The sequence below is a fragment of the Micromonospora sp. NPDC048909 genome, assembly GCF_040649635.1.
In the GTDB taxonomy this organism is placed as follows: domain Bacteria; phylum Actinomycetota; class Actinomycetes; order Mycobacteriales; family Micromonosporaceae; genus Micromonospora.
In genome coordinates this window covers 31,829-57,453 of sequence record NZ_JBEZFU010000019.1, presented here as the reverse complement: position 1 = coordinate 57,453, position 25,625 = coordinate 31,829, and the positions used below count along the sequence as shown (strand labels likewise).

Annotated in this window: 23 protein-coding genes; 14 read left to right on the top strand and 9 right to left on the bottom strand. The window is 73.5% G+C overall.

Features of this window, described 5'->3' with window-relative positions:
- The first annotated feature begins 1 nt into the window (after window position 1).
- The 3 genes from AB0C04_RS30815 to AB0C04_RS30805 all read left to right on the top strand — a co-directional run bounded on the left by AB0C04_RS30815 (window position 2) and on the right by AB0C04_RS30805 (window position 1,825).
- Window positions 2-1,174, top strand: coding sequence for a zinc-dependent alcohol dehydrogenase (locus AB0C04_RS30815; protein ID WP_357061579.1), 1,173 nt, complete (start codon window positions 2-4; stop codon window positions 1,172-1,174).
- 61 nt (window positions 1,175-1,235) lie between these two features.
- A complete protein-coding gene (locus tag AB0C04_RS30810; RefSeq protein ID WP_357061577.1) occupies window positions 1,236-1,469 on the top strand; it encodes a hypothetical protein in 234 nt (77 codons plus the stop codon).
- A 122-nt stretch (window positions 1,470-1,591) separates the two neighbouring features.
- Window positions 1,592-1,825 carry a GNAT family protein gene (locus AB0C04_RS30805; RefSeq protein ID WP_357061575.1) on the top strand — a complete coding sequence of 78 codons (234 nt, stop codon included), beginning with the start codon at window positions 1,592-1,594 and terminating at the stop codon, window positions 1,823-1,825.
- A gap of 90 nt (window positions 1,826-1,915) precedes the next feature.
- On the opposite strand, the gene AB0C04_RS30800 is transcribed toward AB0C04_RS30805, so the two are convergent.
- Window positions 1,916-3,394, bottom strand: a complete 1,479-nt coding sequence (locus AB0C04_RS30800; protein ID WP_357061573.1) for a glutamate--cysteine ligase — start codon at window positions 3,392-3,394, stop codon at window positions 1,916-1,918.
- Between the two features lie 182 nt (window positions 3,395-3,576).
- Here AB0C04_RS30800 and AB0C04_RS30795 point away from each other — a divergent pair, with 182 nt between their 5' ends.
- Window positions 3,577-3,918 (top strand): DUF3817 domain-containing protein, encoded by a 342-nt coding sequence (locus AB0C04_RS30795; RefSeq protein WP_357061570.1) that lies wholly within the window; start codon window positions 3,577-3,579, stop codon window positions 3,916-3,918.
- Between the two features lie 90 nt (window positions 3,919-4,008).
- Here AB0C04_RS30795 and eda read toward each other — a convergent pair whose 3' ends face one another.
- Together eda and AB0C04_RS30785 are read right to left on the bottom strand one after the other, a co-directional pair.
- Window positions 4,009-4,722 carry a bifunctional 4-hydroxy-2-oxoglutarate aldolase/2-dehydro-3-deoxy-phosphogluconate aldolase gene (gene eda / locus AB0C04_RS30790; protein WP_357061568.1) on the bottom strand — a complete coding sequence of 238 codons (714 nt, stop codon included), beginning with the start codon at window positions 4,720-4,722 and terminating at the stop codon, window positions 4,009-4,011.
- 61 nt (window positions 4,723-4,783) lie between these two features.
- Complete coding sequence (locus AB0C04_RS30785) at window positions 4,784-5,332, bottom strand: hypothetical protein (RefSeq protein ID WP_357061614.1); 549 nt, start codon at window positions 5,330-5,332, stop codon at window positions 4,784-4,786.
- Window positions 5,333-5,475: 143 nt separating this feature from the next.
- Between AB0C04_RS30785 and AB0C04_RS30780 the strand changes: the two genes are divergently transcribed.
- The 4 genes from AB0C04_RS30780 (at window position 5,476) to AB0C04_RS30765 (ending at window position 11,587) form a co-directional block, all read left to right on the top strand.
- A complete protein-coding gene (locus AB0C04_RS30780; protein ID WP_357061566.1) occupies window positions 5,476-6,600 on the top strand; it encodes a Vms1/Ankzf1 family peptidyl-tRNA hydrolase in 1,125 nt (374 codons plus the stop codon).
- Entirely contained in the window at window positions 6,593-8,353 is a 1,761-nt protein-coding gene (locus tag AB0C04_RS30775) for a thiamine pyrophosphate-binding protein (protein ID WP_357061563.1), read from the top strand. Before AB0C04_RS30780 ends, AB0C04_RS30775 begins: the two co-directional genes overlap by 8 nt.
- 461 nt (window positions 8,354-8,814) lie before the next feature.
- Window positions 8,815-10,227 (top strand): hypothetical protein, encoded by a 1,413-nt coding sequence (locus AB0C04_RS30770; protein WP_357061560.1) that lies wholly within the window; start codon window positions 8,815-8,817, stop codon window positions 10,225-10,227.
- A gap of 223 nt (window positions 10,228-10,450) precedes the next feature.
- Window positions 10,451-11,587, top strand: a complete 1,137-nt coding sequence (locus tag AB0C04_RS30765; RefSeq protein ID WP_357061557.1) for a SigB/SigF/SigG family RNA polymerase sigma factor — start codon at window positions 10,451-10,453, stop codon at window positions 11,585-11,587.
- 183 nt (window positions 11,588-11,770) lie between these two features.
- Here AB0C04_RS30765 and ctaD read toward each other — a convergent pair whose 3' ends face one another.
- The 5 genes from ctaD to AB0C04_RS30740 form a co-directional block, all read right to left on the bottom strand.
- Window positions 11,771-13,774 carry a cytochrome c oxidase subunit I gene (ctaD, locus tag AB0C04_RS30760; protein WP_357061554.1) on the bottom strand — a complete coding sequence of 668 codons (2,004 nt, stop codon included), beginning with the start codon at window positions 13,772-13,774 and terminating at the stop codon, window positions 11,771-11,773.
- 105 nt (window positions 13,775-13,879) lie between these two features.
- The gene (locus AB0C04_RS30755; protein ID WP_357061550.1) at window positions 13,880-14,608 is read right to left on the bottom strand and encodes an STAS domain-containing protein; all 729 of its coding nucleotides are present in this window, start codon (window positions 14,606-14,608) and stop codon (window positions 13,880-13,882) included.
- Window positions 14,609-14,699: 91 nt separating this feature from the next.
- Window positions 14,700-15,164 (bottom strand): DUF4383 domain-containing protein, encoded by a 465-nt coding sequence (locus AB0C04_RS30750; RefSeq protein ID WP_357061547.1) that lies wholly within the window; start codon window positions 15,162-15,164, stop codon window positions 14,700-14,702.
- A gap of 129 nt (window positions 15,165-15,293) precedes the next feature.
- Complete coding sequence (locus tag AB0C04_RS30745) at window positions 15,294-16,451, bottom strand: glycosyltransferase (RefSeq protein ID WP_357061544.1); 1,158 nt, start codon at window positions 16,449-16,451, stop codon at window positions 15,294-15,296.
- Between the two features lie 70 nt (window positions 16,452-16,521).
- Complete coding sequence (locus AB0C04_RS30740) at window positions 16,522-17,505, bottom strand: glucosyl-3-phosphoglycerate synthase (RefSeq protein ID WP_357061611.1); 984 nt, start codon at window positions 17,503-17,505, stop codon at window positions 16,522-16,524.
- Between the two features lie 230 nt (window positions 17,506-17,735).
- On the opposite strand from AB0C04_RS30740, the gene AB0C04_RS30735 reads away from it, so the two are divergent.
- The 6 genes from AB0C04_RS30735 (at window position 17,736) to AB0C04_RS30710 (ending at window position 24,657) form a co-directional block, all read left to right on the top strand.
- Window positions 17,736-18,746, top strand: a complete 1,011-nt coding sequence (locus AB0C04_RS30735) for a Gfo/Idh/MocA family oxidoreductase (protein WP_357061542.1) — start codon at window positions 17,736-17,738, stop codon at window positions 18,744-18,746.
- On the top strand, window positions 18,739-19,827 hold the full coding sequence (locus AB0C04_RS30730) for a zinc-binding alcohol dehydrogenase (protein ID WP_357061539.1): 1,089 nt from the start codon (window positions 18,739-18,741) through the stop codon (window positions 19,825-19,827). Before AB0C04_RS30735 ends, AB0C04_RS30730 begins: the two co-directional genes overlap by 8 nt.
- Before the next feature lie 90 nt (window positions 19,828-19,917).
- A complete protein-coding gene (secA2, locus tag AB0C04_RS30725) occupies window positions 19,918-22,209 on the top strand; it encodes an accessory Sec system translocase SecA2 (RefSeq protein ID WP_357061536.1) in 2,292 nt (763 codons plus the stop codon).
- A gap of 181 nt (window positions 22,210-22,390) precedes the next feature.
- Window positions 22,391-23,131 carry a GAF and ANTAR domain-containing protein gene (locus tag AB0C04_RS30720; RefSeq protein WP_357061533.1) on the top strand — a complete coding sequence of 247 codons (741 nt, stop codon included), beginning with the start codon at window positions 22,391-22,393 and terminating at the stop codon, window positions 23,129-23,131.
- Between the two features lie 98 nt (window positions 23,132-23,229).
- Window positions 23,230-23,730, top strand: a complete 501-nt coding sequence (locus AB0C04_RS30715) for a DUF2231 domain-containing protein (protein ID WP_357061530.1) — start codon at window positions 23,230-23,232, stop codon at window positions 23,728-23,730.
- A 168-nt stretch (window positions 23,731-23,898) separates the two neighbouring features.
- On the top strand, window positions 23,899-24,657 hold the full coding sequence (locus AB0C04_RS30710) for a class I SAM-dependent methyltransferase (protein WP_357061527.1): 759 nt from the start codon (window positions 23,899-23,901) through the stop codon (window positions 24,655-24,657).
- A gap of 6 nt (window positions 24,658-24,663) precedes the next feature.
- Here AB0C04_RS30710 and AB0C04_RS30705 read toward each other — a convergent pair whose 3' ends face one another.
- Window positions 24,664-25,617 (bottom strand): DUF3500 domain-containing protein, encoded by a 954-nt coding sequence (locus AB0C04_RS30705; protein WP_357061525.1) that lies wholly within the window; start codon window positions 25,615-25,617, stop codon window positions 24,664-24,666.
- Window positions 25,618-25,625 lie beyond the last annotated feature (8 nt).

Sequence of the window (25,625 nt, the reverse complement as noted above, 5' to 3'; positions counted from 1 at the left end):
GATGAGGGCCACCGCCTGGATGGGCAAGGAGAACGTCAAGGTCGTCGACGTGCCCGATCCCACGATCATGAACGCCCGGGACGCGATCGTACGGATCACCACGACCGCCATCTGTGGCTCCGACCTGCACCTCTACCACGGCTACATCCCCGCCATGCGCAAGGGCGACATCCTCGGCCACGAGTTCATGGGCGAGGTGGTCGAGGTCGGCCCGCAGGTGCGCAACCTGCGCGTCGGTGACCGGGTGGTGGTGCCGTTCCCGATCGCCTGCGGGCACTGCACCTCCTGCCAGCGTGGCCTCTACTCGGTCTGCGAGAACTCCAACCCGAACGCCGGCATCGCCGAGAAGATCATGGGTCACTCGCCGGCCGGCATCTTCGGCTACTCCCACCTGCTCGGCGGCTACGCCGGCGGCCAGGCCGAGTACGCCCGGGTGCCGTTCGCCGACGTCGGGCCGATCAAGGTGCCCGACGAGGTGCCCGACGACCAGGCGGTCCTGCTCGCCGACGTGTTCCCGACCGCCTACATGGGCGCCGAGATGTGCGACATCAGGCCGGGCGACGTGATCGCGATCTGGGGCGCCGGCCCGGTTGGGCTGCTCGCCGCGGCCAGCGCCCGGATGCTCGGCGCCGAGCGGGTCATCATCATCGACCGGTACCCGTATCGGCTGGCGCTGGCCCGGGAGCACACCGGCGCCGAGACGATCAACTACGAGGACACCGACGTCCTGGACGCGCTCAACGAGCTGACCGCCGGGCGGGGCCCGGACGCGTGCATCGACGCCGTCGGCATGGAGGGGCACCACGGCAACGCCGCGATCTACGCGTACGACCGGGCCAAGCAGGCGGTCCACGCGGAGACCGAGCGGCCCTTCGCGCTGCGCCAGGCGATCCTGGCCTGCCGCAGCGGCGGGGTGGTCTCGGTGGTCGGCGCGTACGGGGGCCTGATCGACAAGTTCCCGATCGGGGCGTTCATGAACCGGTCGCTGACGTTGCGCACCGGGCAGTGCCACGTGCAGCGCTACACCCGGCCGCTGCTGGAGCGGATCCAGCGCGGCGACATCGACCCGAGCTTCATCGTCAGCCACCGGATGCCGCTCAAGGACGCCCCGAAGGGCTACAAGATCTTCCAGAAGAAGCAGGACGAGTGCACCAAGGTCCTGCTCACGGTGTGACGGCGACTGCGTCCGGCCGGCGGGGCGACGGCCCGGTGCGTGAGCGGCTAGCGTGTCCAGGGTGGAGGGTGCTCAGCCGCCGGCGCCGCTGACCGGCATCGCGCACGAGGCGGACGGGACGACCGTCCGGCTGCGGCCGGTGACCGAGCCCGACCTGAGCATCTTCCGGCGCTTCGCCACCGAACCGGGCCTGATCGGCCTGGACTGGGCCGGCATCCGGGACGCCGGCGCGCCGGCCCGCCGGTTCGCCGCCGACGGCTGGCTCGGCGGGGACGACGGCCGGCTGATCGTCTAGGTCGACCCGGAAGCGGCCGCCACCGGGTTTGTCAGCTACCGGGCCGGCCGCTACGGCGGGCAGGCCGGCTACCGGGACATCGGCATCGCCCTGCTGCCGCAGTGGCGCGGACGGGGCATCGGGTGGCGCGCCAGGCGCTGATCTGCGACTACCTCTTCGCGCACAGCCCCGCGCAGCGCATCCAGGCCGGCACCCACCCGGAGAACGTCGCGGAGCAGCGGTCACTGGAGAAGGCCGGCTTCCGGCTGGAGGGCGTTGTCCGCGCCTGCGAGTTCCGGGCCGGCCGATGGCACGACGGGCACCTCTACAGCCGGCTGCGTGACGACCCGTCGCCGTGGGACCGGCCCGCGGCCTGACCGGGCCGGCTCAGGGCGGCGGGCGCCGTCGCGGGGCCTGACCCGCCCCGGCTGCTCGGCGACGCGGGAGAAGCGGCCGCGCGACGAGGGTCAGGGCAGCGGCCACTCGTGCACCGGGCGGTTGCTGTGCATCAGGTCCACGTAGTGCCGCACCACCTCGCTCAACGCCGCCGGCCGGTCCAGGTGGTCGGCCGACTCCAGCCGGTGCAGCGTCTCCACCTGCCAGGTCGCCCCGTTGCGCCCGGTCAGGCAGCGCTGCTCGATGATGCCGAGCAACCGGTCGCGTTCGTGCGGGTCGAGCCCCCAGCGGTCCAGCCCGTGGTGGGCCATCGGCAGCAGCCGGCGCAGCACCAACTCGGTGACCGGCAGATAGCCGAGGCCCGGCCAGAACACCTGCGCGTCGATGCCGTAGCGGGCGCAGGCGTTGAAGTTCTCCTCGGCCGCGCTGAACGACATCTGCGACCACAGTGGCCGGTCGGACTCGGCCAGCGCCCGGACCACCCCGAAATAGAAGGCGCCGTTGGCGATGGTGTCCAGCACGGTCGGGCCGGCGGGCAGCACGCGGTTCTCGACCCGCAGGTGCGGACGGCCCCGCAGCACGTCGTAGACCGGCCGGTTCCACCGGTAGACGGTGCCGTTGTGCAGCCGCAGCTCGGCGAGCTTCGGCACCTCGCCGGCCGAGAGCGTCTCGGCCGGGTCCTCCGGGTCGCAGACCGGCAGCAGCGCCGGGAAGTAGCGGACGTTCTCCTCGAACAGGTCGAAGACGTTGGTGATCCAGCGCTCGCCGAACCAGACCCGCGGCCGTACGCCCTGCGCCTTGATCTCCTCGGAGCGGGTGTCGGTGGCCTGCTGGAACAGCGGAATCCGGGTCTCCCGCCACAGCTCCCGGCCGAAGAAGAGCGGCGAGTTCGCGCCCAGCGCGACCTGGATGCCGGCGACGACCTGGGCCGCGTTCCAGTAGTCGGCGAACTGGGCCGGGCTCACCTGGAGGTGGAACTGCGTGCTGGTGCAGGCAGCCTCCGGCGTGATCGTGTCGGCGGTGACCGCCAGCCGCTCCACCCCGTTGATGGCGATCCGCAGATCTTCCCCGCGGGCGGCGAAGATCTGCTCGTTGAGCAGCTCGTAGCGGGGGTTGGTGGAGAGCGTGTGCGCGGTGAGGTGCTCCGGCCGCAGGGTCGGCAGGATGCCGATCATCACCATGTGCGCGCCGATCTTGCGGGCCTTCTCCTCGGCGGCGTTAAGGCTGGCGCGGACATGCTCCTCGAACTCCGCGGTGCCGGTGCCGGTCAGCCGCCGCGGCGCGACGTTGATCTCGACGTTGAACTGGCCCAGCTCGGTCTGGAAGCTCGGGTCGGCGACGGCGGCCAGCACGTCGGCGTTGCGCATGGTCGGCTGCGACTGCTCGTCGACCAGGTTGAGCTCGATCTCCAGCCCGGTCATCGGGCGGTCCACGTCGAAGCGCGACTCGCGCAGCATCTCGGCGAAGACGTCCAGGCAGCGGCGCACCTTGTCCCGGTAGCGGGCCCGATCCTCCCGGCTGAAGGTTCGCGCGCCGACTTCCTCGCCCATGGTCACCACCCCGTCACCGCTGGTCTTCCTAACCTCGCACGCCACCGTTGGCGGGGGAAGACCCGTCTGCGCCTTTCTCTACCCAGCCCGGGCCCCGGTGATCCCCGTCGCCTCCGGCGGGTCCGTACCGGCGGGCCGACCCGTCCCGGCTAGCATGGCGGCCCGAGAGGGTGGTGGTGGGGATGCGCGACAAGCTGACCGGGCTGTTCGTCGTGGCGGCGATCGCCGAGGCCTGTTCCTGGTTCGGCCTGCTCGTCGGCATGGTCGTGAAGTACGGTCCGCCCGGCAACGAGCTGGGCGTCAAGATCTTCGGCCCGATCCACGGCGGCCTCTTCGTGGCGTACCTGGTGCTGGTCCTCGCCGTCGCCCGCCGGCAACGGTGGAGCCTGCTGGCGACCGGGGTGGCCCTGGCCTGCGCGGTGCCGCCGTTCGCCACCCTGGCCTACGAGCGGTGGGCCCGCCGCCGGCGAATGCTCGGCGCCGCGCCGGCCCCGACCCGGCGCGACCCGGCCCCGGTGGGCTGAACCCGAGCGGCCCGCGCGGCCCCGGGCCCGGCCCTGGTCGGCTGAGCCGGCAGTTCGATGTCGCGGCCGGTGGCGGACGTCGCCAGCAGGTCAGTCGGCCGTCGGGTCGGCCTTGCCCAGTGCCGCGGCCTCGCGGGCGAGCGCCGTCACGGTCGCCTCGTCCCGGGCCCGGACCGCGGCGGCCGGCGTGAGCCACGACCCGCCCACGCAGGAGACGTTGGGCAGGGCCAGCCACTCGCCCGCGCTCGCCGCGGAGATGCCGCCGGTCGGGCAGAAGGTGACGTGCGGCAGCGGTTGGGCCAGCGCCGCGAGGTAGGCCGGGCCGCCACTCGCCGCCGCCGGAAAGAACTTGATCGTGCTCAGGCCGAGTTCGGCCAGTGCCAGCATCTCGCTGACCGTGCCGGCGCCGGGCAGGAAGGGCAGCCCCGAGCTTAGGGCGGCGCGGGCGAGCCGGGGGGTCGCGCCCGGGCTGACCAGGAACCGGGCCCCGGCCTCACCGGCCTCGGTGACCTGCTCCGGGGTGAGCACGGTGCCCGCGCCCACCACCATCTCCGGCACCTCGGCGGCCACCTCCCGCAGGGCGGGGAGCGCGGCGGCGGTGCGCAGGGTGATCTCCATGGTCCGGACCCCGCCGCGCAGCAGCGCCCGGGCCAGCGGAACGGCGTCGTCGGCGCGGTCCACCACCACGACCGGAATGACGGGACCGAGCCGGACCAGCTTCGCGGCGGTGAGCGGGGCCGAGGGCGGTCGGCCGCCGGCCGTGGACGCCTCCGACGGGTCGGCGACGGGTGGGGGGATCGGCATGGCTCTCCTCGGGACGGTGCGGTCGGCACCGTGAGCCCGAAGCGTACGACGGCGATCCCGGTCAGCGCAGCGCGGACCAGGCGGCGATGCCGAGCAACAGCAGCGCCCCGAGCATCGCCTGGAGCAGCAGCGGCGGGCCGAGGTGGGTCCAGAGCGTCGCCGTACGCGGGGTGAGCAGCTGTCCCGTGGTGAGGTTGACGATCCGCTCGATGCGCGGCGGCAGCTCCGGATCCCGCTGCGGGCGCAGGGCGATCTGCACGTGGTCGGCCGGATGCAGCGCGCTCTGCGGCAGGTGACCGTGCAGCTCGACCTCGCAGAGCCGACCGGTGGTGTCGCGCAACCGCAACGGTGTGACCAGGTATTCCGGGCCCTTGCGCAGCTCCTTCCAGCGCCGCCGGGCACCGCTCCCGCCGCCGGGCAGCACCGAGCGCACCAGCAGCATCAGCAGCCCCGCCACGCCCGCCGCGGCGAGCACCGCGACCAGCACGGGCTGACCGACGGACACCTCCCGGGAGTAGCCGTCGAGCAGCCGGACCACCCGGCCGGTGACGATCCGTTCCGTCGGATGCGCGATCCGCCGGGTATCGAGTCCGCTGTCCATGTCCACCACCGAGAGTCCTGATCCGTTCACTGATGGTATCGACGACATGGGTTGAACGGCGTGAATGAAACCTGGTCACGCGCTCACGATCGGCCAGGTGACATCCGGGACGGCACGGGTAAGCGGGGGGCCGAGCTGGAAAGGGGTCGAGCATGCAGCTGTCCTTCCTGCGCCCGCTCTACGACCGACCCGGGCCGTGGTGCTCGGTATATCTGGACGCGTCGGCCGACACGCACGATGCCCATCCGGCGCTCGACCTGCGCTGGCGGGCATTGGAGAGTCAACTGACCGAACAGGGCGCCGACGAACCCACGCGCGCCGCGCTGGACCGGGTTATCCGCGGCCACGACCCGATCGCGGGCGACTACGGGCTCGCCGTCTTCGCCACCCGCGGACAGGTGGTGCTCACCGAGTACCTCTCGGCCCCGCCGATGCGCGATCTCGCCTCGTACGCGCAGCTGCCGCACGTGATGCCGCTGCTCGCCCAGCGCGGCGAGCAGGTGGCCTGGGTGCGGGTGCTGGCCGACCGCACCGGCGCCGACGCGATGGCGGTGAGCGCCGGCGGGGTTCCACGCCGGGCGCACATCGTCGGGCGGGAGGAGTACCAGCTGCGTCGGGTGCAACCCGGCGGCTGGTCGCAGTCCCGCTACCAGCGGGCGGCGATGGAGGCGTGGCACCACAACGCCGGCGACGTGACCGCCGCGACGGTGGAGCTGGCCGAGAAGGTCGGCGCCGACGTGGTGGTGGTGGCCGGCGACGTACGGGCCACCGGAATGATCGCCGCGCAGATGCCGGAACGCTGGCAGGACCTGGTGGTACGTACCGACGCCGGGTCCCGGGCCGGCGGCGCCGACCAGACGCTGCTGGACGACCTGACCGTGCAGACCATCGCCGAGGTGGCCGACCAGCGGATCAACGCCGCCCTGGACAAGTTCGGCATGCAGGAGGACGTCGGCGCGGGCCTGGACGCCGTGGTCGCCGCGCTGCAGCGCAACCAGGTCGACACCATGCTGATCGTGGACGACCCGTCCGCCAACGGCGAGCTGTGGATCGGCCCGGAGCCCACCGAGATCGCCGTCGACCCGGGGCAGCTCGCCGCGATGTCGATCACCGACCCGCAGCGGGTACGGGCCGACGCGGCGCTGGTGCGGGCGCTGGTCGGCACCAACGCCGAACTGACCGTGCTCGGTGCCGACGAGGCCCCGGAGCTGGTCGACGGCGTCGGCGCGGTGCTGCGGTACGCGGACGCCAGCACCCCCGGGCGGGGCAATGGCTGAGCGCACGGTGGCCGACCTGGTGGTCGACCGGCTGCGGGCCTGGCGGGTGCCGCGGGCGTTCGGCTATCCGGGTGAGGCGATCGCCCCGGTGATCGCCGCGCTGGACCGCTCCGGCGGCGACCCCGCCTTCATCCCGGCCCGGCACGAGGAGACGGCTTCCTTCATGGCCACCGGGCACGCCAAGTTCACCGGCGGCATCGGCGTCTGCCTCGCCACCCAGGGGCCGAGCGCGGTGCAGCTGCTCAACGGCCTCTACGACGCCAAGCTGGACAGCAAGCCGGTGGTGGCGATCGTCGGCGAGGACGTCTCCGGCCCGCTCGGCGGCGCCCATGAGGAGATCGGGCTCAGCCGGCTCTTCGGCGACGTGTGCAACCAGTTCGTCCGCTACGCGCGCAGCCCCGGGCAGGTTCCGACGCTGCTCGACCAGGCGTTCCGTACCGCTGCGGCGACCCGCAGCCCGGTCTGCGTGGTGCTGCCCCGGCAGGTGCTGGATTCCGCCGTGCCCGACCTGCAACCGCACGCCGCCGGCGTCTTCACCGCCACGCCCGGCGAGCCGCTGGCCCGGGTGCTTCCGCACGAGGTGGACCTGGCCGCCGCCGCGCAGCTGCTCGGCAGCGGCCAGCGCACCGCGATCCTGGTCGGGCAGGGCGGGCGTGGCGCCGAGGACGAGATCATCGCGCTGGCCGACCGGCTCGGCGCCGGGGTGGCCACCTCGCTGCTCGGCAAGCCGGTGCTCGACGAGCGGCTGCCGTTCCACGCCGGTGTGCTCGGTGAGGTGGGCACGCCCGCCGCCGCCGAGCTGATGGGCGGCTGCGACGCGCTGCTGCTGATCGGCACCAACGACCCGTGGACCGACTACTTCCCGATGCCGGGGCAGGTCCGCACGGTGCAGATCGACATCGACGGCCGGCGGATCGGCACCCGCTACCCGGTCGACGTGCCGCTGGTCGGCGACGCCGCCGAGACGATACGCGCGCTGCTCGACCGGGTGCCGGACCGGCCCAACCCGCAGTGGCGGGCCACCGTGGAGAACTCGGTGGACCGGTGGCGGCGGGAGGCCACCGAGCGGGCGGCCGCGCCGGCCGAGCCGGTGAACCCGCAGTTGGTGCTGCAGGAGCTGTCCACGCGGCTGCCCCGTACCGGCGCCGTCGCGGTGGACGTGGGGTCCGTCATCTACTGGTACGCCCGCCATCTGGAGCTGCCGCCCGGGGTGAACGCGCAGCTCTGCGGCACGCTCGGCTCGATGGGCTGCGCCCTGCCGTACGCGTTCGCCGCCAAGCTCGCCGCGCCGGACCAGCCGGTCGTCGCGCTGATGGGCGACGGCGCGATGCAGCTCAACGGCCTCGCCGAGCTGATCACCGTGTCGCATCACTGGTCCGAGTGGCGCGATCCACGGCTGGTGGTGCTGGTGCTCAACAACCGGGACCACTCCGGCATGGGCGGTGGGCGCCAACCGGTCAGCGATCCGGCCCGGCGACGGCCCGACGTGCCGTACGCCGGCTGGGCCCGGCTGCTCGGCCTGCACGGCGTCCGGGTCGACCGGCCCGAGCTGGTCGGCGCGGCCTGGGACGAGGCGCTGGCCGCGGACCGGCCGTGCGTACTGGAAGCGGTGGTGGACGCCGCGGTGCCGCTGTCGCCGCCGGAACCGGCCTTCGCCGACCTGCGCGACCTCTTCGCCGAGGGCGACGCCGCCCGGCGGGTACGGGAGCAGTCGGACCGTCGGCTGACCCTGGCGGCGGAGGAGATCTCCTAGGACCGCTCGGAACTCGCCCCCGGGCACCGGGCTCCGCTTCGCCTCGCCGGCGTGCGGCGGGCGAGGCGAGCACCGCAGCCTTTGCTCTGCTTCAGTCCCGGCAACACCCGACGTCCGGTATCCGGACATCGGGTGTTGCCCCGGGTGAAGCAGAGCAAAGGTGGCGTGGGGTTCGGGTCGGGTGCGCCCAATTCGGAGTGGTCACCGCCGCGAGCCGGGTCAGATCCGGTCAGCTCACCCGGCGAGCGACAGCACGACCGACAGCACGACCGGGCGGAACGGACGGGAAGTCGTCGGAGGCACGGCCGGGCCGAGCCGGGCCGGACGCCACCAACCGCCCGGGACCGGCGAAGCGCCGCCGACCTGCGGATTGGTCCCGCCGGGTGGGGGAGGGCCCGTTTGAACCGCATCGGGACGGGAAGCCGGGCCGCGTGGTGAGCGAACGAGGCAAGGTGGGGCCGGTGCACAAGGTGCACAAGGGGCTCACGGCTGACGGCGCCGGTCTGGCCGGCGACCGGGTCGTGACGGCCGGCAGCACGGCACGGGTCCTGGTCGCCGCCACGGCCCGCGCGCTGCGTGGCACCGACTGCGCCGATCTGGGGCACCCCGGGCCGGTCTCCCGGTTTCCCGGGGCACCGGAACCGGTCCGCCGGGCGGCGGTCACCCGCGCCGCCGGGCGGGTGGCGCTCACCGTGGGGCAGACCGCGGAGGTCGACGCCGAGCGGGTGGCCCGCTGGTTCGTCGACCAGTACGCGCGCCGCACCTACCCGGGGGCGGTGCTCGGCTCGCCGCACGGCGCCGCGGCGCATCTGGCGGTCGCGCTCGGGGTGCCCTGGCTGCCCGCCGGCTTCGAGATGAGCGTGCACTGGGCCCAGGGTGCGGTGGACCGTCCCGGCGCCGCGTTGGACCACGGGGCCGCGCTCGCCGCCCGGCTGCTCGCCGGGAACGACGATCTGCACGTACGCCAGGTGCACTGCCCGGCGAGCCGCGGCGCGCTGGCCGGGGTCACGGTCGCCCTGGCGGCCCGCTGGCGGACCCTGCCGGCGGTGTACCGGCGGTTCCTCGCCGACCGGCTCGCGCCCGGTGCGCCGGTGCTGCTGCTGCGCGACGCGCGCACCTGGCCGGTGCTCGACTCCGGGCAGGGTCACAGCTTCCAGGTCGGTTGCCCGGGCAGCGGACTGGACCCGGTGGACTTCCACCCGGACAGCCACGCGCTGCGCCAGGTGCTCCGCTCCGCCGGCGGCGACGCGTCCTGCTGGGAGCCGCCGCAGGTCTCCTCGCCGTCCGGCTACGCCGAGCACGGCGTGGAGTCCGGTTTCGAACTCGCTGCCCGGGACTGGGCGGCCCGAGGCGGGCATCCGCTGCACCGGGTGCTCTTCCCCCGCCCGGAGGCGCTGAGCGCCGCCACGGCCGACCTCTACCGCCGGTGGCTGCGCTCGGCCGGTAAGACCGGCAACCGGCTGGTGGTGGAGTGCGGGCGGCTGCTCGACCCGTGGCAGGTGGTGCGGGCGGGGCTGGTGCCGTACTGGTGCGAGAACGCGACGCGGCGCAGCGTCGAGGGCGTCGAGTGGTGGCTCGCCGGCAGCGAACCGTTCAGCTCGGTGGACGTGCTGCCCGAGCCGCCGGGGGTCCGCTCGCCGGCGCTCGCCGGGCTGCCGCAGTGGCTGGCGGTGGCCGGGTTCGGCCGCCGGCGCCGGGCGCTGGACCGCACGTCGGCGCGGGGCTACCCGGTGACGTCGGTACCCACCCGCCGGGCCACCGAGGTGCTGCGGGCCCAGCCGTACGACCTGCCGACACCGCCGCCGCTGGCCGTCGCCGAGGCGCTCGCCGTGCTCCGCGACAGCGGCACCCACCAGGGGTTGCTCGTCTCTTGAGGGGAGCCCACCGAAACATCCTCGCGAACCGGGGATCCCGTGATTGAGTACCTACGGAGCGGGAACATCGCTGGCTGCGACGGCCTGACAACGCTGCGCAGCGTGGTGTCGTCGCCCGCTGGCATCCCAGTCACGTAACCCATTTCCGGCCCGGTGCGTGGCCTGACCACGCGCACGACCGGTTTCCCAATCCGGGCGGGGGACCTTCCTGAGGGAGGCGCGGATGTTCGGACAGACCACCACAAGCACGCCACCACCCACCGAACGAGGGCTTGAGGATCTCGACGCGGCCGCTCTGGCGTACGCGGCACGTATCGCCGGGCTACCGCCCGAACGGCGGCAGGAGGCCCGGGACGACCTGGTCCGCTTCGCGCTGCCGTTCGCCGGCCGGCTGGCCCGCCGCTACCGGGGGCGGGGGGAACCGCTGGAGGATCTGGAGCAGGTGGCGCGACTGGGGCTGGTCAACGCCGTCGACCGGTACGACCCCGAACGGGGCTCGTTCACCGCGTACGCGGCGATCACCATCGTCGGCGAGATCAAGCGGCACTTCCGGGACCGCACCTGGGGGGTGCACGTGCCCCGTCGGCTGCGGGATCTGATCCTCGAGGTCGGCCAGGCCACCGCGGCGCTGACCAGTGAGCTGTCCCGGGCGCCCACGGTCGCCGAGCTGGCCAAACGGTTGGAGACGCCGGAGGAGGAGATCCTCGCCGCGCTGGAGTCGGCCGCCGGTTACAGCCCGGCCTCGCTCAACGCGCCGGTGGGCGGGGAGAGCTCGGCCGAGTTCGGCGACCTGGTCGGCGAGTCGGACAACGCGCTCGAATCCGTCGACGACCGGGTCACCGTCAGCGGTCTGCTGCACCGGCTGCCGTGGCGGGAGCGGCGGATCCTGGCGATGCGCTTCTACGGCAACCAGACCCAGGCGGAGATCGCCGCCCGGTTCGGAATCTCCCAGATGCACGTCTCGCGGCTGCTCTCCCGTGCGCTGACCTGGCTGCGCCAGGCGATGCTCGCCGACGCCCCACCACCGTGGCAGAACGGTGCCGCCGAGTCCGAGCCCGCGAAGACCCGCATCTCGGTCCGGCAGAACGGTGACCGGGTGGTGGTCGAGGTCGGCGGGGAGATCGACCGGGACGGCGCCGACCAGCTACGCCGGGCGATGCTGGAGGCGGTCACCGGCCAGCCGAGCGAGGTCGTGGTCGACCTGGTCGGCGCGGGCGGTTTCGACGCCGGCGGCATCGCCGCGCTGATGGCCGGCCGGGACGCGGCGGCCCGCACCGGTGTGCCGCTGCGGCTGACCCGGGTGCAGCCCGCGGTACGCCGCTCGCTCACCGCCGCCGGCCTCGCGCCGGTCCACGACTGAGCACCGGCACCTGCGCCACCGACCAACGGCGGGCGGTCCAGCCCACGCGGTCAGGCGGCCTGCGCCGCCACCGGCTCGCCCGCCAGGAGCCGAGCGACAGGGGCAGAGCCGGCACGGCCTACGGGAACGGCAGGGCCGGCACCCAGCGGGTGCCGGCCCTGATCGCGTTCCTGCCGGTGCTCGTCAGCTCTCCGGCCGGTCCTCACGGCTGTGCGGGTGGCGCCACCGCTGCTTCTCCGGCGGCTCGCGCCCCGTGTCGGGTGGGGTCTCCTCCGGGGCGTCGCTCTGGTCGAAGCTGGGCCGGCGGACCTCGGTCGGCTCTGGCACCTCCACCGGCCGGGCGCCGGACTGCGCCGCCGGCTGGAACTCGGCGGCCTCGCGCGGGCCGTGCGCCCCCTCGGCGGCGGGCGACTCCGGCACCTGGGTGATGTGCCGCAGCTCCTCGCGGAACTCCTGCGGCGGTTTGGTGGTGCGCTGCGGCAGGTCCCGGCCGAGGTCGGCGACGAGCGGGCCGTACTTGGCGTCGAACGCCGGGCGCTCGGAGCGGATCCGGGGCATCCGGTCGAAGTTGCGCAGCGGCGGCGGGCAGGTCGTGGCCCACTCCAGGGAGTTGCCGAACCCCCACGGGTCGTCCACGGTCACCATCGCGCCATAGCGCCAGGACTTCCAGGCGTTGTAGATGAAGAACAGGGTGGAGATGCCGAGTACGAACGCGGAGATGGTGGAGATGGTGTTCAGCGTGGTGAAGCCGTCGGTCGGCAGGTAGTCGGCGTAGCGCCGCGGCATGCCCTCGTTGCCCAGCCAGTGGTGCACCAGGAAGGTGCCGTGGAAGCCGAGGAACATGGTCCAGAAGTGCACCTTGCCCAGCCGCTCGTCGAGCATCCGGCCGGTCATCTTCGGCCACCAGAAGTAGTATCCGCCGAAGAGCGCGAACACCACGGTGCCGAACACGACGTAGTGGAAGTGCGCGACGACGAAGTAGGTGTCGTGGGTGTGCCAGTCCGCTGGCGGGCTGGCGAGCAGCACCCCGGTGAGCCCGCCGAGCAGGAAGGTCACCAGGAAGCCGATCGCGAACAGCATCGGCGTCTCGAAGGTGAGCTGTCCCTTCCACATGGTGCCGATCCAGTTGAAGAACTTCACCCCGGTGGGCACCGCGATGAGATAGCTCAGGATGCTGAAGAACGGCAGCAGCACCTGGCCGGTGGCGAACATGTGGTGGGCCCACACGGTCATCGACAGCACGGTGATGGCGATGGTGGCGAGCACCAGACCGGTGTAGCCGAAGATCGGCTTGCGGGCGAAGACCGGGATGATCTCGGTGATGATGCCGAAGAACGGCAGCGCGATGATGTAGACCTCGGGATGGCCGAAGAACCAGAACAGGTGCTGCCAGAGCATCGGCCCGCCGGTCGCCGCGTCGTAGACGTGCGCGTTGAGCAGCCGGTCGGCCGACAGGGCCAGCAGCGCCGCGGCGAGCAGCGGGAACACCAGGATCACCAGCACGCTGGTGAAGAGCATGTTCCAGGTGAAGATCGGCATCCGGAACATGGTCATGCCCGGCGCGCGCAGGGTGAGGATCGTGGTGATCAGGTTGACCGCGCCCAGGATGGTGCCGAGGCCGGAGATCACCAGGCCGATCACCCACATGTTGGCGCCGACGCCGGGGGAGTGCTCGACGTCGTTCAGCGGCGCGTACGCGGTCCAGCCGAAGTCCGCCGTGCCCCCGGGCGCCGCGAGCCCGCCGATCACCATCAGCCCGCCGAACAGGTAGAGCCAGTAGGCGAGCGCGTTGAGCCGGGGGAAGGAGACGTCCGGCGCGCCGATCTGGATCGGCACGATGAAGTTGCCGAAGCCGAACGCCGCCGGGGTGGCGAAGAGCAGCAGCATCACCGCGCCGTGTGAGGTGAAGAGCTGGTTGTACTGCTCCGAGGAGAGGAACTGCAACCCCGGGCGGCCCAGCTCGGCGCGCATCAGCATCGCTTCCAGGCCCGCCACGACGAAGAACCCGAACGAGGTCAGCAGGTAGAGGATGCCGATCTGCTTGTGGTCGGTGGTGGCCAGGAACTTGAGCAGCGAATTGCCCGGGATCGGCGTGCGCAGGGGCCCGGGAAAGCCACCGAATCGGGCCGGCGCCAGGATCGCCGCACCCCGGTCGTGGCCAGGCTCCGTGCTAACCCGCTTGGGCATCGCTGCTCACCCCGTCCAGACGAGAAAAGGACGGGCGTGCCTACCCGACCCGGTCTCCATGTAACCAGGCCGAAGCGGAAAATTCGGTCAGTTCGGTGGTGGCGGTCAATTCGCCGGTAGCATCGCCCAGACCGCCTTGCCGTTTCCGGCCGGGACGCTGCCCCAGCGCTGGGCCAGTTCGCGCACCAGCAGCAGCCCCCGACCGCCCTCGGCGGTCACCTCCGGGGTGGCCGCCCGGGCCGCCACCTGGCTGCCGTCCACCACCGCCAGGTGCAGGTACGAGCGGCGCAGGGTCAGCGTGACCTCCATCGGAGTGCCGGCGTGCCGGACCACGTTGCCGACCAGTTCGCTGAGCACCACCGACGCGGGGCCCAGCGCCTCGGGCAGGTTCCACCGGGTACAGGCGTCGCCGACCAGCTCCCGGGCCCGCCGGCACGCCTCGGCGACCGGCTCCAGCCGGGCGCGCAGCCGTGGTGCGGTGGCCTCCCCGGCCTCCCGGGTCGCCTCCGCGCAGTCCCGTCGTACCGGCAGCACCCGGCACGCCGTGGTCTCGGCCAGCCAGCGCGCGGCGGCCGGCGGCGGGGCGCAGAGCACCACCGGCACGGCCGGCCACTCCTCGGCCCGGCGGGCCGTGGCGGCGAAGACCGAGAGCGCCAGCCGGTCGCGGACGGTGACCCCGCCCAGGTCGACCACGAGCGCGTCGGGCTGCGCGGCCAGACAGTCGTCGAGCGTCCTGTGCACCGATCGCATCGTGACCAGGTCCAGCGTGCCCGCGAGGTGGACGACGGTGACCGGGGACCCGTCGTGTACCTCGCAGCTGATCCGGCTCGCCATCAGGGGCGCCTCTCGCGTCTCGTCGGTGGGACTCACGAACTACCCCCGACGCCGGTCGGTCAAACGGCGGCGGCCCACCGTGGGAGGCACCTCACCCACCCCGCCGCACCCGGCTGGTCAGCAGCCCCAGGGTGATCATGCCGAGCCCGAGGCCCAGGTGCAGCCAGTTGTCGGCGTCGTTGAGCGGGAGGAAGTTCGCCCCGCTGCCGCGGTCGACGACCAGCCCGTAGAGCCAGAGCACCAGGTAGATCGCGCCGCCGCCGACCAGGTACGTCCGGGCGTTGGTGACGGTCCGGGCCATCGCCAGGCCGACCACCCCGAAGAGCAGGTGGACGAGATTGTGCAGCACCGAGACCTGGAACGCCCCGAACAGCATGGCGCCGGAGTGATGGCCGGCGAACCGCAGGTCGCCGTAGCCGCTGGTCACCCCCGGTAGGAAGCCGAGCAGGCCGATCAGCAGGAAGAGCACGGCCACCGCGCCGGCGGCCCGGCGGACCGGCGCCTTGCCGTCGGCCGGGTTCGCCCGGGCGCGGGAGTGTGCCATCGGTCCGGCCACCACCGTCTCCTCCCACCCCGGGCCCGCTCGGTCCGCCGCGGGCCGCTCGGTGGTGCGCGGCTACCCGTCATCGGCCCGGGCAAACCGGGCAGCGGGCCGGCCCCGGGTGCGGGCCGACCCGCCGGCGGATCAGGCGACCTGCAGGCGTCCGGTGGCGGCCAGCTGCCGTACCCGCTCGTAGAGCCCGACGTAGCGCTCGGCCATCACGGCCGGGGTGAACCGTTCGGCGGCCTCCCGGCGGCACTCGTCCGCATCGAGCAGACCCGCCGCCAGCACCAGGTCGCCCAACTCCTCCTCGTCGGTGGTGAGCAGGCCGGTGCGGCCGTGCTCGATCAACTCGGGCAGGCAGCCCCGGGCGGTCGCCACCACCGGGGTGCCCAGGGCCAGCGACTCGACCACGGCGGTGCCGCCGGGCTCCTCCCAGCGCAGCGGGAACAGCGACGCGCGGGCTCCGGCGAGCAGGTCGTCCCGCTCCTGCCCGGCGACGGTGCCCACCCAACGGACCAGGTCCCCGTCCACGTACGGCGCCACCTCGTCGTAGAAGAAGCGCACGTCCGGGTTCTGTCGTGCCTCGTCACCGGCGGCGGCGAGATCCTCCGGGCGGTGGTAGGGGCCGACCGGGCCGGCCAGCACCAGGGGGAAGCCCACCTGCCGCGCCAGCCGCGCGCCGAGGTCCTGCCCCTTGCCGGGATTGATCCGGCCCAGCACGAGCAGGTAGTCGCCCTTCTCCGCACGGGGGCGCCGGTCGGCGTCGACGGCGAGCGGAGTGGAGAGGTGCACGTGACCGACCGAGTGGTCGCGCAGCGCCTGGGGCGCGCGGGCCAACTGGGAGGCGGAGACGCCGTTGACCCGGACCCGGTCGCCGCCGTCGAGATTGCCGTAGAGCGCGGGATGCTTGGCGAGGTCCCAGTGCAGGGTGTGCAGCACCGGCGGAGCGTCCGGGCCCATCGCGGCGAGGGTGGCCAAACCGACCGCCTCGACGTGGTCGTGCACGAGGTCGATGTCGTCGCGGGTGTGCAGTTGCCGGACCACCCCGCCCAGGTGTGCCTGCGAGATGCCGCAGACCTGGTTGTAGGGGCGTTGCAGCGCGGCGAACTGGCCGTCGGGGAAGACCGTCACCAGCTCGTCGGCCGGCAGCGTGCTGCTGCCCACCGAGGCGAGCACCACCCGGACACCGAGGCGGCGCAGCTCCGGCACCAGCGTCGCGATCACGTTCTCGATGCCCCCGTAGCCGGGCGGTGGCACGGAGAGCCACGGGCCGGCGTTCATCAGGACGGTGAGGCTCATCGGCTCGGGCCCTTCACCCCGGCGGCGTCGCCGGCCAGTGGTCGGAGAAGCCGGCAGCGGGACCGGCCGTTCACGCCGCGGCCATCCGCCGGCGCGGCACCTGGTGCTGCAGCTGCGCCAGGGGCGGGCGTTCCTCGATGGACACGTCGCTCACCACGATCTCCCGCTCCAGGTTGGGCAGGGCCTCGGAACCGCCGCGGCGGAACTGGGTCAGCAACGAGGTCGGGACGGTGCCGGGGGCCGCCCACCCGCGCCGCTGCAACCGCGACCAGGCGGTGAGCATGATCTGCGCGGACATCCGGCCGAGCGCCGCCGTGTCCTGGTGGCGGTGCTTGCGCTCGCCGAGGTCCACCTGGGCCAGCGCGTCGAGCCCCACCAGCTCCAGCAGGTCGATGAGCATCGCCGTCTCCACCCCGTAACCGGAGACGAAGGGCACCTGGGCCAGCACCTCCCGGCGGCCGGCGTACTCGCCGGCGAGGGGCTGGACGAAGCCGGCCAGCTCCGGCCAGAACAGGTTGAGCAGCGGACGGGCCATCAGCTCGGTGACCCGGCCCCCGCCGTCCTGCTCCACGCCGGCGGTGCCGACCAGCGGCCGGTGGTAGAAGCCCTTGACGAAGTCGACTGACGGGTCGGTCAGCAGCGGGCCGAGCAGCCCGGTCACGAAGTGCGGACGGAACTCGCGCAGGTCGGCGTCGATGAACGCCACCACGTCGCCCTCGGCGGCGGCCAGCCCCGCCCAGAGCGCGTCGCCCTTGCCGGTCAGCCGGGGCAGCCCGCGGGTCATCGCGTCCTGGCTGACCACCTCGGCTCCGGCGGCCCGGGCCACCCGTGCGGTCCGGTCGGTGGACCGCGAGTCCACCACGATCAGCTCATCCACCAGGGCGACCCGGTCCATCAGGTGCTCGCGGATCGTCGACACGATCGCGCCGACCGTCGCCTCCTCGTTACGCGCCGGAAGCACCACGCTGACCCGGCTCTCGCCCTTGGCCCGGACCAGCCGCCGGGGCGTCCAGTCCGCAGCGGAGGTCGTCCGATATGTCGCCCACGCCTCCACCACTGGTGAGACGGTCGATTCTGTATCCCGCACGGGCACACCCCCAGATCGTGGCGGAAAACGCGAACTCGGATTTCCCACTGCCGACCTCGCGCTAACCGGATCATGCCTAACAGCTGGATCACGACGGTCCCACCACCGCGTTCCCGGCCCGTGAACGTTTGGTTGCGCCGCCGTGGGGGGAGTGCTTGCGTCGAAATGTGAAACCGGGGGCGGAGAGGGCTGGTCGGATGCGCAAGTGCCGAGTGGGACTGGTAGGGGCTGGCGGGGTGGCGCAACGCCACGCCCGCGTGCTGGCGGGCTTCGACGACACCGAACTGGTCGGGGTGACCGACGTGCGGGCCGAGGCGGCCGCCGCGCTGGCCGCCTCGCACGACACCCGGACGTTCGCCGACGTCGACGAGCTGCTCACGGCCGGGCCGGACGCCGTCTACGTCTGCGTGCCGCCGTTCGCGCACGGCCCGGTGGAGGAGACGGTCGTCGCCGCCGGCGTGCCGATGTTCGTGGAGAAGCCGGTCGCGGTCGACCTGGTCACCGCCGAACGGATCGCCGACCTGGTCGCCCGGCGCGGGCTGCTCACCGCGGTCGGCCACCACTGGCGGTACCTGTCGGTGGTGGAGCAGGCCCGCGAGCTGCTGGCCGGCCGTCCGATCCGGATGGTCAGCGGCGCCTGGCTGGACAAGGTGCCGCCGGTCGACTGGTGGTCGCGGCGGGAGCGCTCCGGCGGCCCGGTGGTGGAGCAGGCCGCCCACGTGCTGGACCTGATCCGGGTGCTGGCGGGCGAGGCGAGCGAGGTGACCGCGTACGGCGACGGCACCCCACCCCCGGTCGACGGGGCCGACATCGACTCGGTCACCACCGCCACCGTGCGCTTCGCCGGCGGCGCGGTCGGCACGCTGAGCGCGGCCTGCGTACTGGGCTGGAAGCATCGGGCCGGGTTGGAGATCCTGGCCGACGGGCTGGCCCTCACGCTGACCGAGGACGGCCTGCTGGTCTGCGACGCCGAGGGGGAGCGCCGGCTTCCGGCCGACCCGGAGGCGGCCCGGGTGGCGGTGGACCGGGCGTTCGTCGACGCGGTACGCGGCGTCGGCGACGACATCCGGGTGCCGTACGCCGAGGCGCTGGCCACCCACCGGTTCGCCCTCGCGGTGGCCGACTCGGCCCGCACCGGCCGGACCGTACGGCTCGGCGCACCGCGCGCGGCGGCGGTCGACGTCACCGGGGTGACCGTCGATGCGTGACCGGGTGGTGGTGGTCGACGGGCCGGGCCGGGTGGCGCTGGTCGAGCAGGACGCCGCACCCGTGCGCCCGGGCACCTTCCGGGTGCAGACCCTGTTCAGCGGGGTCTCCGCCGGCACCGAGCTGAGCTACGTCAAGGGCACCAACCCCTACCTCAACGTCACCTGGGACGCCGACCTCGGCCTGTTCCGGCCCGGCGCGGCGAGTACCCCCTACCCGGTGACCCGGCTCGGCTACATGCAGGTGGGGCGGGTGGTGGAGAGCGCCACCCCCGCGGTCGCGGAGGGCACGGTGGGCGCGATGACCTACGGCCACCGCACCGGCTGGGTGGCCGACCCGGTCGCCGAGCGGTTCGTCCCGCTCCCCGACGACCTGGACCCGCTGCTCGGGGTCTACGTCGCGCACATGGGGCCGATCTGCGCCAACGGGCTGCTGCACGCCGCCGCCGACCTGCACGGCACCGACGTCCGGTCGCTCGGCGACGGGGTGCGCGGGCGCCGGGTCGCGGTGGTCGGCAGCGGGGTGGTGGCGCTACTCACCGCGCTCTTCGCCCGCCGCCACGGCGCGGCCTCGGTGGTGGTGCTCGACCCCACCCCGCAGCGCCGCCAGGTCGCCGAGGCGCTCGGCCTGGAGACCCTCGACCCGGAGGCGGACGACCCGGCGGTGGTGCTGAAGACCCGGTGGGCGCACCTGGCCGGCGACCGGGGCGCGGACGTGGTGTTCCAGTGCCGCGGGCAGGCCTGGGCGTTGGGGCTGGCGCTCCGGCTGCTCCGGCCGCAGGGCACAGTGATCGACCTCGCCTTCTACCAGGCGGGCGCCGCCGAGGTCCGGTTCGGTGACGAGTTCCACCACAACGGGCTCTCGCTGCGCTGCGCCCAGATCGGCCGGGTGCCGCGTGGGCTCGCTCCCACCTGGGACCGCGAGCGGCTCTCGGCCGAGACGATCGACCTGCTGCGGACGTACGGAGATGTGATCCGCAAGCACCTGGTCTCGGCGGTGGTGCCCTTCGCCGAGGCGCCGGCCCTGCTCACCGATCTCGCCGAGCGGCGCCGGCAGGAACTGCAGGTCGTCCTGACCGCCTGAGCAGCCGATCATGGCCGCCGTCCCGCCCGGGCCGACATGCCGCCCGGGTGGGACGCGGAACGCGGCCAAGTTCGCGTACCGTTGCCGCTCATGGGTGTGTCGCAACGGATGAAGAGCAGGTTCCGGCGGTTCCTCCAGCGCCCGGGGACGACGGTCGACCTCGCCCCACTGGAGAAGCTGCTGCCGGCGATCGAGGCGCGCGAGGATGATCTCGCCGCGCTCGACGACGTCGAGCTCACCGAGGCCGCAGGCAAGGCCGAGGGCTACGAGGAGATCTGCGCCCTCGGCCGGGAGGCCGCCCGGCGCGGGCTCGACCAGCGGCCGTACGACGTGCAGCTGCTCGGCGCGATGGCGCTGCTCTCCGGCAAGGTCGCCGAGATGGCCACCGGTGAGGGCAAGACGCTCACCGCCGCCGTCGCCGCCTACGGGCACGTCCGGATGGGCAACGGTCCGGTGCACGTGCTCACCGTCAACGACTACCTGGCCCGCCGCGACGCCCAGTGGATGGAGCCGGTCTACACCCTGCTCGGCCTCAGCGTCGGCTGGGTCAACGAGGCGTCCACCCCGCAGGAGCGGCGCGACGCCTACGCCTGTGACGTCACCTACGTCTCGGTCAGCGAGGCCGGCTTCGACTTCCTCCGCGACCAGCTGGTCACGGAGATCGAGGACCGGGTGCAGCCGCCGCTGCGCACGGCGATCGTCGACGAGGTCGACTCGATCCTGATCGACGAGGCCCGGGTGCCGATGGTGCTGGCCGGGGCGGTGCCCGGCGAGCAGGACCCGGTGCACGCCGCCGCCGCCCAGGTGCGCGGTCTGCGCCGGGGCAAGCACTACACGGTGGCCGAGGACGGCCGCAGCGTCGCCTTCACCTCGGCCGGCCTGGCCGCCGTCGAGGCCAAGCTCGGCATCGACCTCTATGACGAGGAGCACGTCGAGCAGCTCTCCGCGGTCAACGTGGCGCTGCACGCGCACGCGCTGCTGCACCGTGACGTGGACTACATCGTCCGGGACGGCTCGGTCGAGTTGATCGACGAGATGCGCGGCCGGGTGGCCCAGCGCCGCCGCTGGCCCGACGGGCTCCAGGCGGCGGTCGAGGCCAAGGAGGGCCTGGACGCCACCGCCGAGGGAGAGGTGCTGGGCACCGTCGCCGTGCAGGCGTACATCGAGCTCTACCCCAAGCTCTGCGGGATGACCGCGACCGCCGTGCTCGTCGGCGACCAGCTGCGCGAGTTCTTCGGCCTCGAGGTGGCGGTGATCCCGCCGAACACCCCGTGCGTCCGCGAGGACGAACCGGATCGGATCTACGCCACCCGGGCCGAGAAGGAGGAGGCGCTGATCGACGAGATCAAGCGCTGCCACTCCGCCGGGCGGCCGGTGCTGGTCGGCACCCTCGACGTCAAGGAGTCCGAGGGGCTTGCCGCCGGCCTGCACGCGGCCGGCGTGCCGTGCGTGGTGCTCAACGCCAAGAACGACGACGAGGAGGCCTCGATCATCGCCGAGGCCGGCGCGTACGGCGCGGTGACCGTGTCCACCCAGATGGCCGGCCGGGGCGTCGACATTCGGCTCGGCGGCAGCGACCAGGCCGACCGGGACCGGGTCGCCGAGCTGGGCGGGCTCTACGTGATTGGCAGCGGCCGGCACGACAGCCGTCGGGTCGACGACCAGCTGCGCGGCCGGGCCGGCCGGCAGGGCGACCCGGGTGGCTCGGTCTTCTTCGTCAGCCTGGAGGACGACCTGGTCGTCCGGCACGCCGCCGACGCGGTGCCGCCCTCGCCGCGGATGAACGCCGACGGCCTGGTCACCGACGAGCAGGTCGACTACGCGGTGGAGCACGCCCAGCGGGTCGCCGAGGGCGTCAACCACGAGATCCACCGCAACACCTGGCGCTACAGCGTGGTGATCGAGCAGCAGCGCAAGGCGCTCGCCGAGCGGCGGGAGCGGCTGCTCACCACCGACGTGGCCGCGCTGATGCTGCTCGACAAGGAGCCGGAGAAGGCCGGCGAGATGGACGAGGATCTGCTCGCCCGGGCCGCCCGCTCGATCGCGCTCTACCACCTCGACCGGCTCTGGGCCGCGCACCTGGCCGAGCTGTCGGAGGTGCGGGAGGGCGTGCACCTGCGGGCGCTGGGCCGGCTGGATCCGCTGGACGAGTTCCACCGGGCCGCGGTGCCGGCCTTCAACGCGCTGGTCCCGGAGATCGAGGCGCGGACCCTCGCGACCTTCAACGAGACCGAATTCGACGAGGACTGGGAGCCGGACGCGGCCGAGCTGGTCCGGCCCACCGCCACCTGGACCTACCTGGTGCACGACAACCCGTTCGGCTCCGAGCTCGACCGCCTGATCGCCTCCATCGGGCGGCGGCTCGCGGGCGCCTCCCGCTGACGCGTACGGGCCCCCTTCCGGGTTGCTCCACCCGGAAGGGCCCCCGTTTACGCCCGTTTCGACCCATGTTCTCAGGGGTAGTAGGGCGGGTCCGAAGACTCGGGAGAGAGCAGACGATGACACAGGTGATGGCATCGGTGGGGCGTGCGGTGGCACGCGCGGGGGCCGGGACCGTGCGCCGGTGAACCTGGACACGCAACAGCCGGCGGCGCCGACCGTCGGTGTGCTGGAGACGGCCGCGCTGCTGCGGGAGCTGACCGCCGGCCTGATCGCCGTGACCGATTTCGATGAGGCGCTGACCGCGCTGGTCCGGATCAGCCGGGACGCGGTGGCGGGGGTGAGCTGGTGCGGTTTCACCGTCCTGCGGGCCGGTCAGCCGGCCGGCGGGGCGGCCTCCGACCATCGGCTGGCCGGCCTGGACGACCCGCGGCACGGTCCCGACTCGCCGGCGATGGACGCCATCCGCCGGCGGGAGATGGTGCTGTCGGAGAATCTCGGCCGGGAACGGCGCTGGCCGGACTGGACCTCACGCGCGACCGACCTCGGCGTGCACGGGGTGATCTCCGCCCCGCTCGACGTCGACGACCACGTGATCGGGGCGATCAACCTGTACGCGGGCGCCGCCGACGTGCTCACCACCCTGCACCAGCTCACCGCGATGCTGCTCGCCGAGCACGCCGGCCTGCTGCTCGCCGCCGTGCGGGGCCGTGCCCGCCAGTTGGAGGTGGCCGGCGAGTGGGACGCCGCGCTGCTGCACGACGGGGTGGTCGGGCAGGCCGTCGGGGTGATCATGACGCAGCGCGGCTGCCCCGCCGAGGAGGCGCTGGACGTGCTGCGCAGCGCCGCGTCGTCGCTCGAGATCCCGCTGCGCGAGGTGGCCCAGCGGCTGGTCCGGACGGTCTCCCGCGCCCGGGAGAGCTGACCCGAGTCGGTCGGTTTCCACCTCGCGTGTCGTTTCGTCCCGGGTGTGCCCGGGTAGCACTCTGGACTCAGACGCTGAGCTGACCAGGGGAGGGAACGATGCAGAGCCGGCTGCGGGTCCAGGGGCACCCCATTCAACCGATGCTGGTGACGTTCCCGTACGGGCTCTTCGTCAGCGCGGTCGTCTTCGACCTCACCGACGTGCTGGGCGGGCCCGCGTTCCTGGGCGAGGTCGGCTACTGGACGGCGGTGGCCGCCCTGGTCGCGGCGGGACTCACCGCGATGGCCGGGATGATCGACCTGTGGGACGTGCCCGGCGACCGGACCCGGCGCACCGCGATCGCCTTCAACCTGGTGAACCTGACGATGGCCGGGCTGTTCCTTCTCGCCTGCCTGATCCGGGCCGACGCACCGCAGCGCGGCGCGTCGATCGTCCTGCTCCTCACCGAACTGGTCGCCCTGGCCGTCGGCGGGGTGGGCGTACGGCTCGGCGCGCGGCTGATGCGCCGGTTCGACAAGGGCCGCAGCGAGGCGACCACCTTCGACGCTCTGGGCGGCGTCACCGCCTCGACGGCGGAGATCGTTCCGCCCCGCCCCTGACCGCAGCCGCCGAAACGGCCGTCCGGAGGCGAAGACCGACACCGGATCCGCGACCTGGCGGCCTCTCCTTGCCGGGGACTCCGCCATGTCGCCGACCTGGAGTTGAGCGAGTTTCGTGTCGTGCAATTCGTTTGCCGGCGGTGGAAGCCGGCCGGCAGGCTCACCCGGGTGGACACCGATCCGGACTTCGAGAAGCTGATCGCCGAGGGCGCCGCTGCCCCGGTCGAGGGCTGGGCCTTCGACTGGCTCGCCGGCCGGGCCACCGAGGAGCGCCCGGCCTGGGGGTACGCCCGGATGGTCGCGGCCCGGATGGCCGACGCCGAGGCGGCCCTGGACGTGGACACCGGCGGCGGCGAGGTGCTCGCCGAGGTGCCCCGGGCACCGCGGCTGCTGGTGGCCACCGAGGGCTGGCCGCCGAACGTGCTGGTCGCCCGGCAGACACTGGGTCCGCTCGGCGCGACCGTGGTCGCGGTCGCCCCGGACGCCGAGCTGCCGTTCCGGGACGCGTCCTTCGACCTGGTGGTCAGCCGACACCCGGTGCGGACCGACTGGGCGCAGACCGCACGGGTGCTCCGGCCCGGCGGCACGTTCCTCTCCCAGCAGATCGGGGCGGGCACCGTACGGGAGCTGAGCGAGGCGATCCTCGGCCCGCTGCCCCCGCCCACCTCGCGGCACACCGCGCAGGCGGTGGCCGCCGCCCGGGCCGCCGGGCTGACCGTCGTCGACGTGCGGGAGGCGACGCTGCGCACCGTCTTTCACGACGTCGCCGCGGTGGTGTGGTTCCTGCGCAAGGTGATCTGGACGGTCCCCGGCTTCACCGTCGAGCGGTACCGGCCCCAGTTGCTCGCCCTGCACCGGCGGATCCGGTCCGAGGGCACCTTCGTCGCCCACGCCCGCCGCTTCCTGATCGAAGCCCGCCGCCCCTGACCGGGGTCAGGGGTGGGGGGTGGTGGTGTGGTGGGTGGCCAGGACGTCCTGGCCGAAGTCGCTGGCCGGGCGGCGCAGCACCGTGTGCGCGTGGTTGCCGTCGTCGGTGGTGTTGTCGTACTCGATCAGCAGGTCGTCGCCCTGGATCCGGTAGTAGTGCCGCTGCCCGGGACTCATCGGGCCGGCCCAGGCGAAGTGCAGCTCGCGGCTGTCCAGCCGCTTCGCCTCGCGGATCGCCAGCTCCGGCGGCAGCCGGTCCAGGTAGAGCGCGACCAACTGGTCGAGCAGCGCCCGCCCGGTGGGACCGAGTCGGTCCGCCGGAACGCCGAGCGGCTCCAGCGGCCCGTCCACCCGCGGTCGGGTGGCGCTGATGATGTCGCCGGGCGCCTTGTCGTCGATGATCGCGGCGGCCCGCCCGGCCGACCCGATCGCGTCCAACAGGGCGCGGCCCAGGTCCTCCTCGATGCCGAGCGGGCGGGAGACCGGCCGGCCACCGTGCCGGACGGCGGCCGGGTTGGCGCCGAAGAAGATCGGCGCGGGGGAGACCTGGTCGTCCACCACGGTCATGCTGACCGACAGGTGATGCCCCTCCAGCCGCCACGCCCAGCGGTCGTCACGTTCCGGGTCGCCGAAGACCGCCACCCAGTAGTCGCCGCTGTGCCGGCCCTGGCGCCACCCCTCGGCCCGGTCCAGCACCTCCTCCAGGGCGACGATCGCCATCGCCTGGGCGTACGCCGCCGGGCTCAGCGCGGTCGCCAGCAGCCGGTGCGCGGCCTTGCGCCCGACCACGTCCAGGTCGGCGAGGCAGACCCCGGGCCGGGGCCGCGGCCGGTACTCCAGCCAATGGCGGGCCGCCTCGTCGTCGAAGCGGTACGCGGCGCGGGCGCGCGTCGGCTCGTCGAGCGCGGCCAGCAGCGCCCCGCCGGCCGTACGCATCTGCTCAGGTAGCGGATCTTCCACCGCCCCTG

Coding starts and splice junctions, on each gene's coding strand:
- AB0C04_RS30815 (WP_357061579.1), top strand. CDS start 2: ATGAGGGCCACCGCCTGGATGGGCAAGGAGAACGTCAAGGTCGTCGAC.
- AB0C04_RS30800 (WP_357061573.1), bottom strand. CDS start 3,394: ATGGGCGAGGAAGTCGGCGCGCGAACCTTCAGCCGGGAGGATCGGGCC.
- AB0C04_RS30795 (WP_357061570.1), top strand. CDS start 3,577: ATGCGCGACAAGCTGACCGGGCTGTTCGTCGTGGCGGCGATCGCCGAG.
- eda (WP_357061568.1), bottom strand. CDS start 4,722: ATGCCGATCCCCCCACCCGTCGCCGACCCGTCGGAGGCGTCCACGGCC.
- AB0C04_RS30780 (WP_357061566.1), top strand. CDS start 5,476: ATGCAGCTGTCCTTCCTGCGCCCGCTCTACGACCGACCCGGGCCGTGG.
- AB0C04_RS30775 (WP_357061563.1), top strand. CDS start 6,593: ATGGCTGAGCGCACGGTGGCCGACCTGGTGGTCGACCGGCTGCGGGCC.
- AB0C04_RS30765 (WP_357061557.1), top strand. CDS start 10,451: ATGTTCGGACAGACCACCACAAGCACGCCACCACCCACCGAACGAGGG.
- ctaD (WP_357061554.1), bottom strand. CDS start 13,774: ATGCCCAAGCGGGTTAGCACGGAGCCTGGCCACGACCGGGGTGCGGCG.
- AB0C04_RS30755 (WP_357061550.1), bottom strand. CDS start 14,608: ATGGCGAGCCGGATCAGCTGCGAGGTACACGACGGGTCCCCGGTCACC.
- AB0C04_RS30745 (WP_357061544.1), bottom strand. CDS start 16,451: ATGAGCCTCACCGTCCTGATGAACGCCGGCCCGTGGCTCTCCGTGCCA.
- AB0C04_RS30735 (WP_357061542.1), top strand. CDS start 17,736: ATGCGCAAGTGCCGAGTGGGACTGGTAGGGGCTGGCGGGGTGGCGCAA.
- AB0C04_RS30730 (WP_357061539.1), top strand. CDS start 18,739: ATGCGTGACCGGGTGGTGGTGGTCGACGGGCCGGGCCGGGTGGCGCTG.
- secA2 (WP_357061536.1), top strand. CDS start 19,918: ATGGGTGTGTCGCAACGGATGAAGAGCAGGTTCCGGCGGTTCCTCCAG.
- AB0C04_RS30715 (WP_357061530.1), top strand. CDS start 23,230: ATGCAGAGCCGGCTGCGGGTCCAGGGGCACCCCATTCAACCGATGCTG.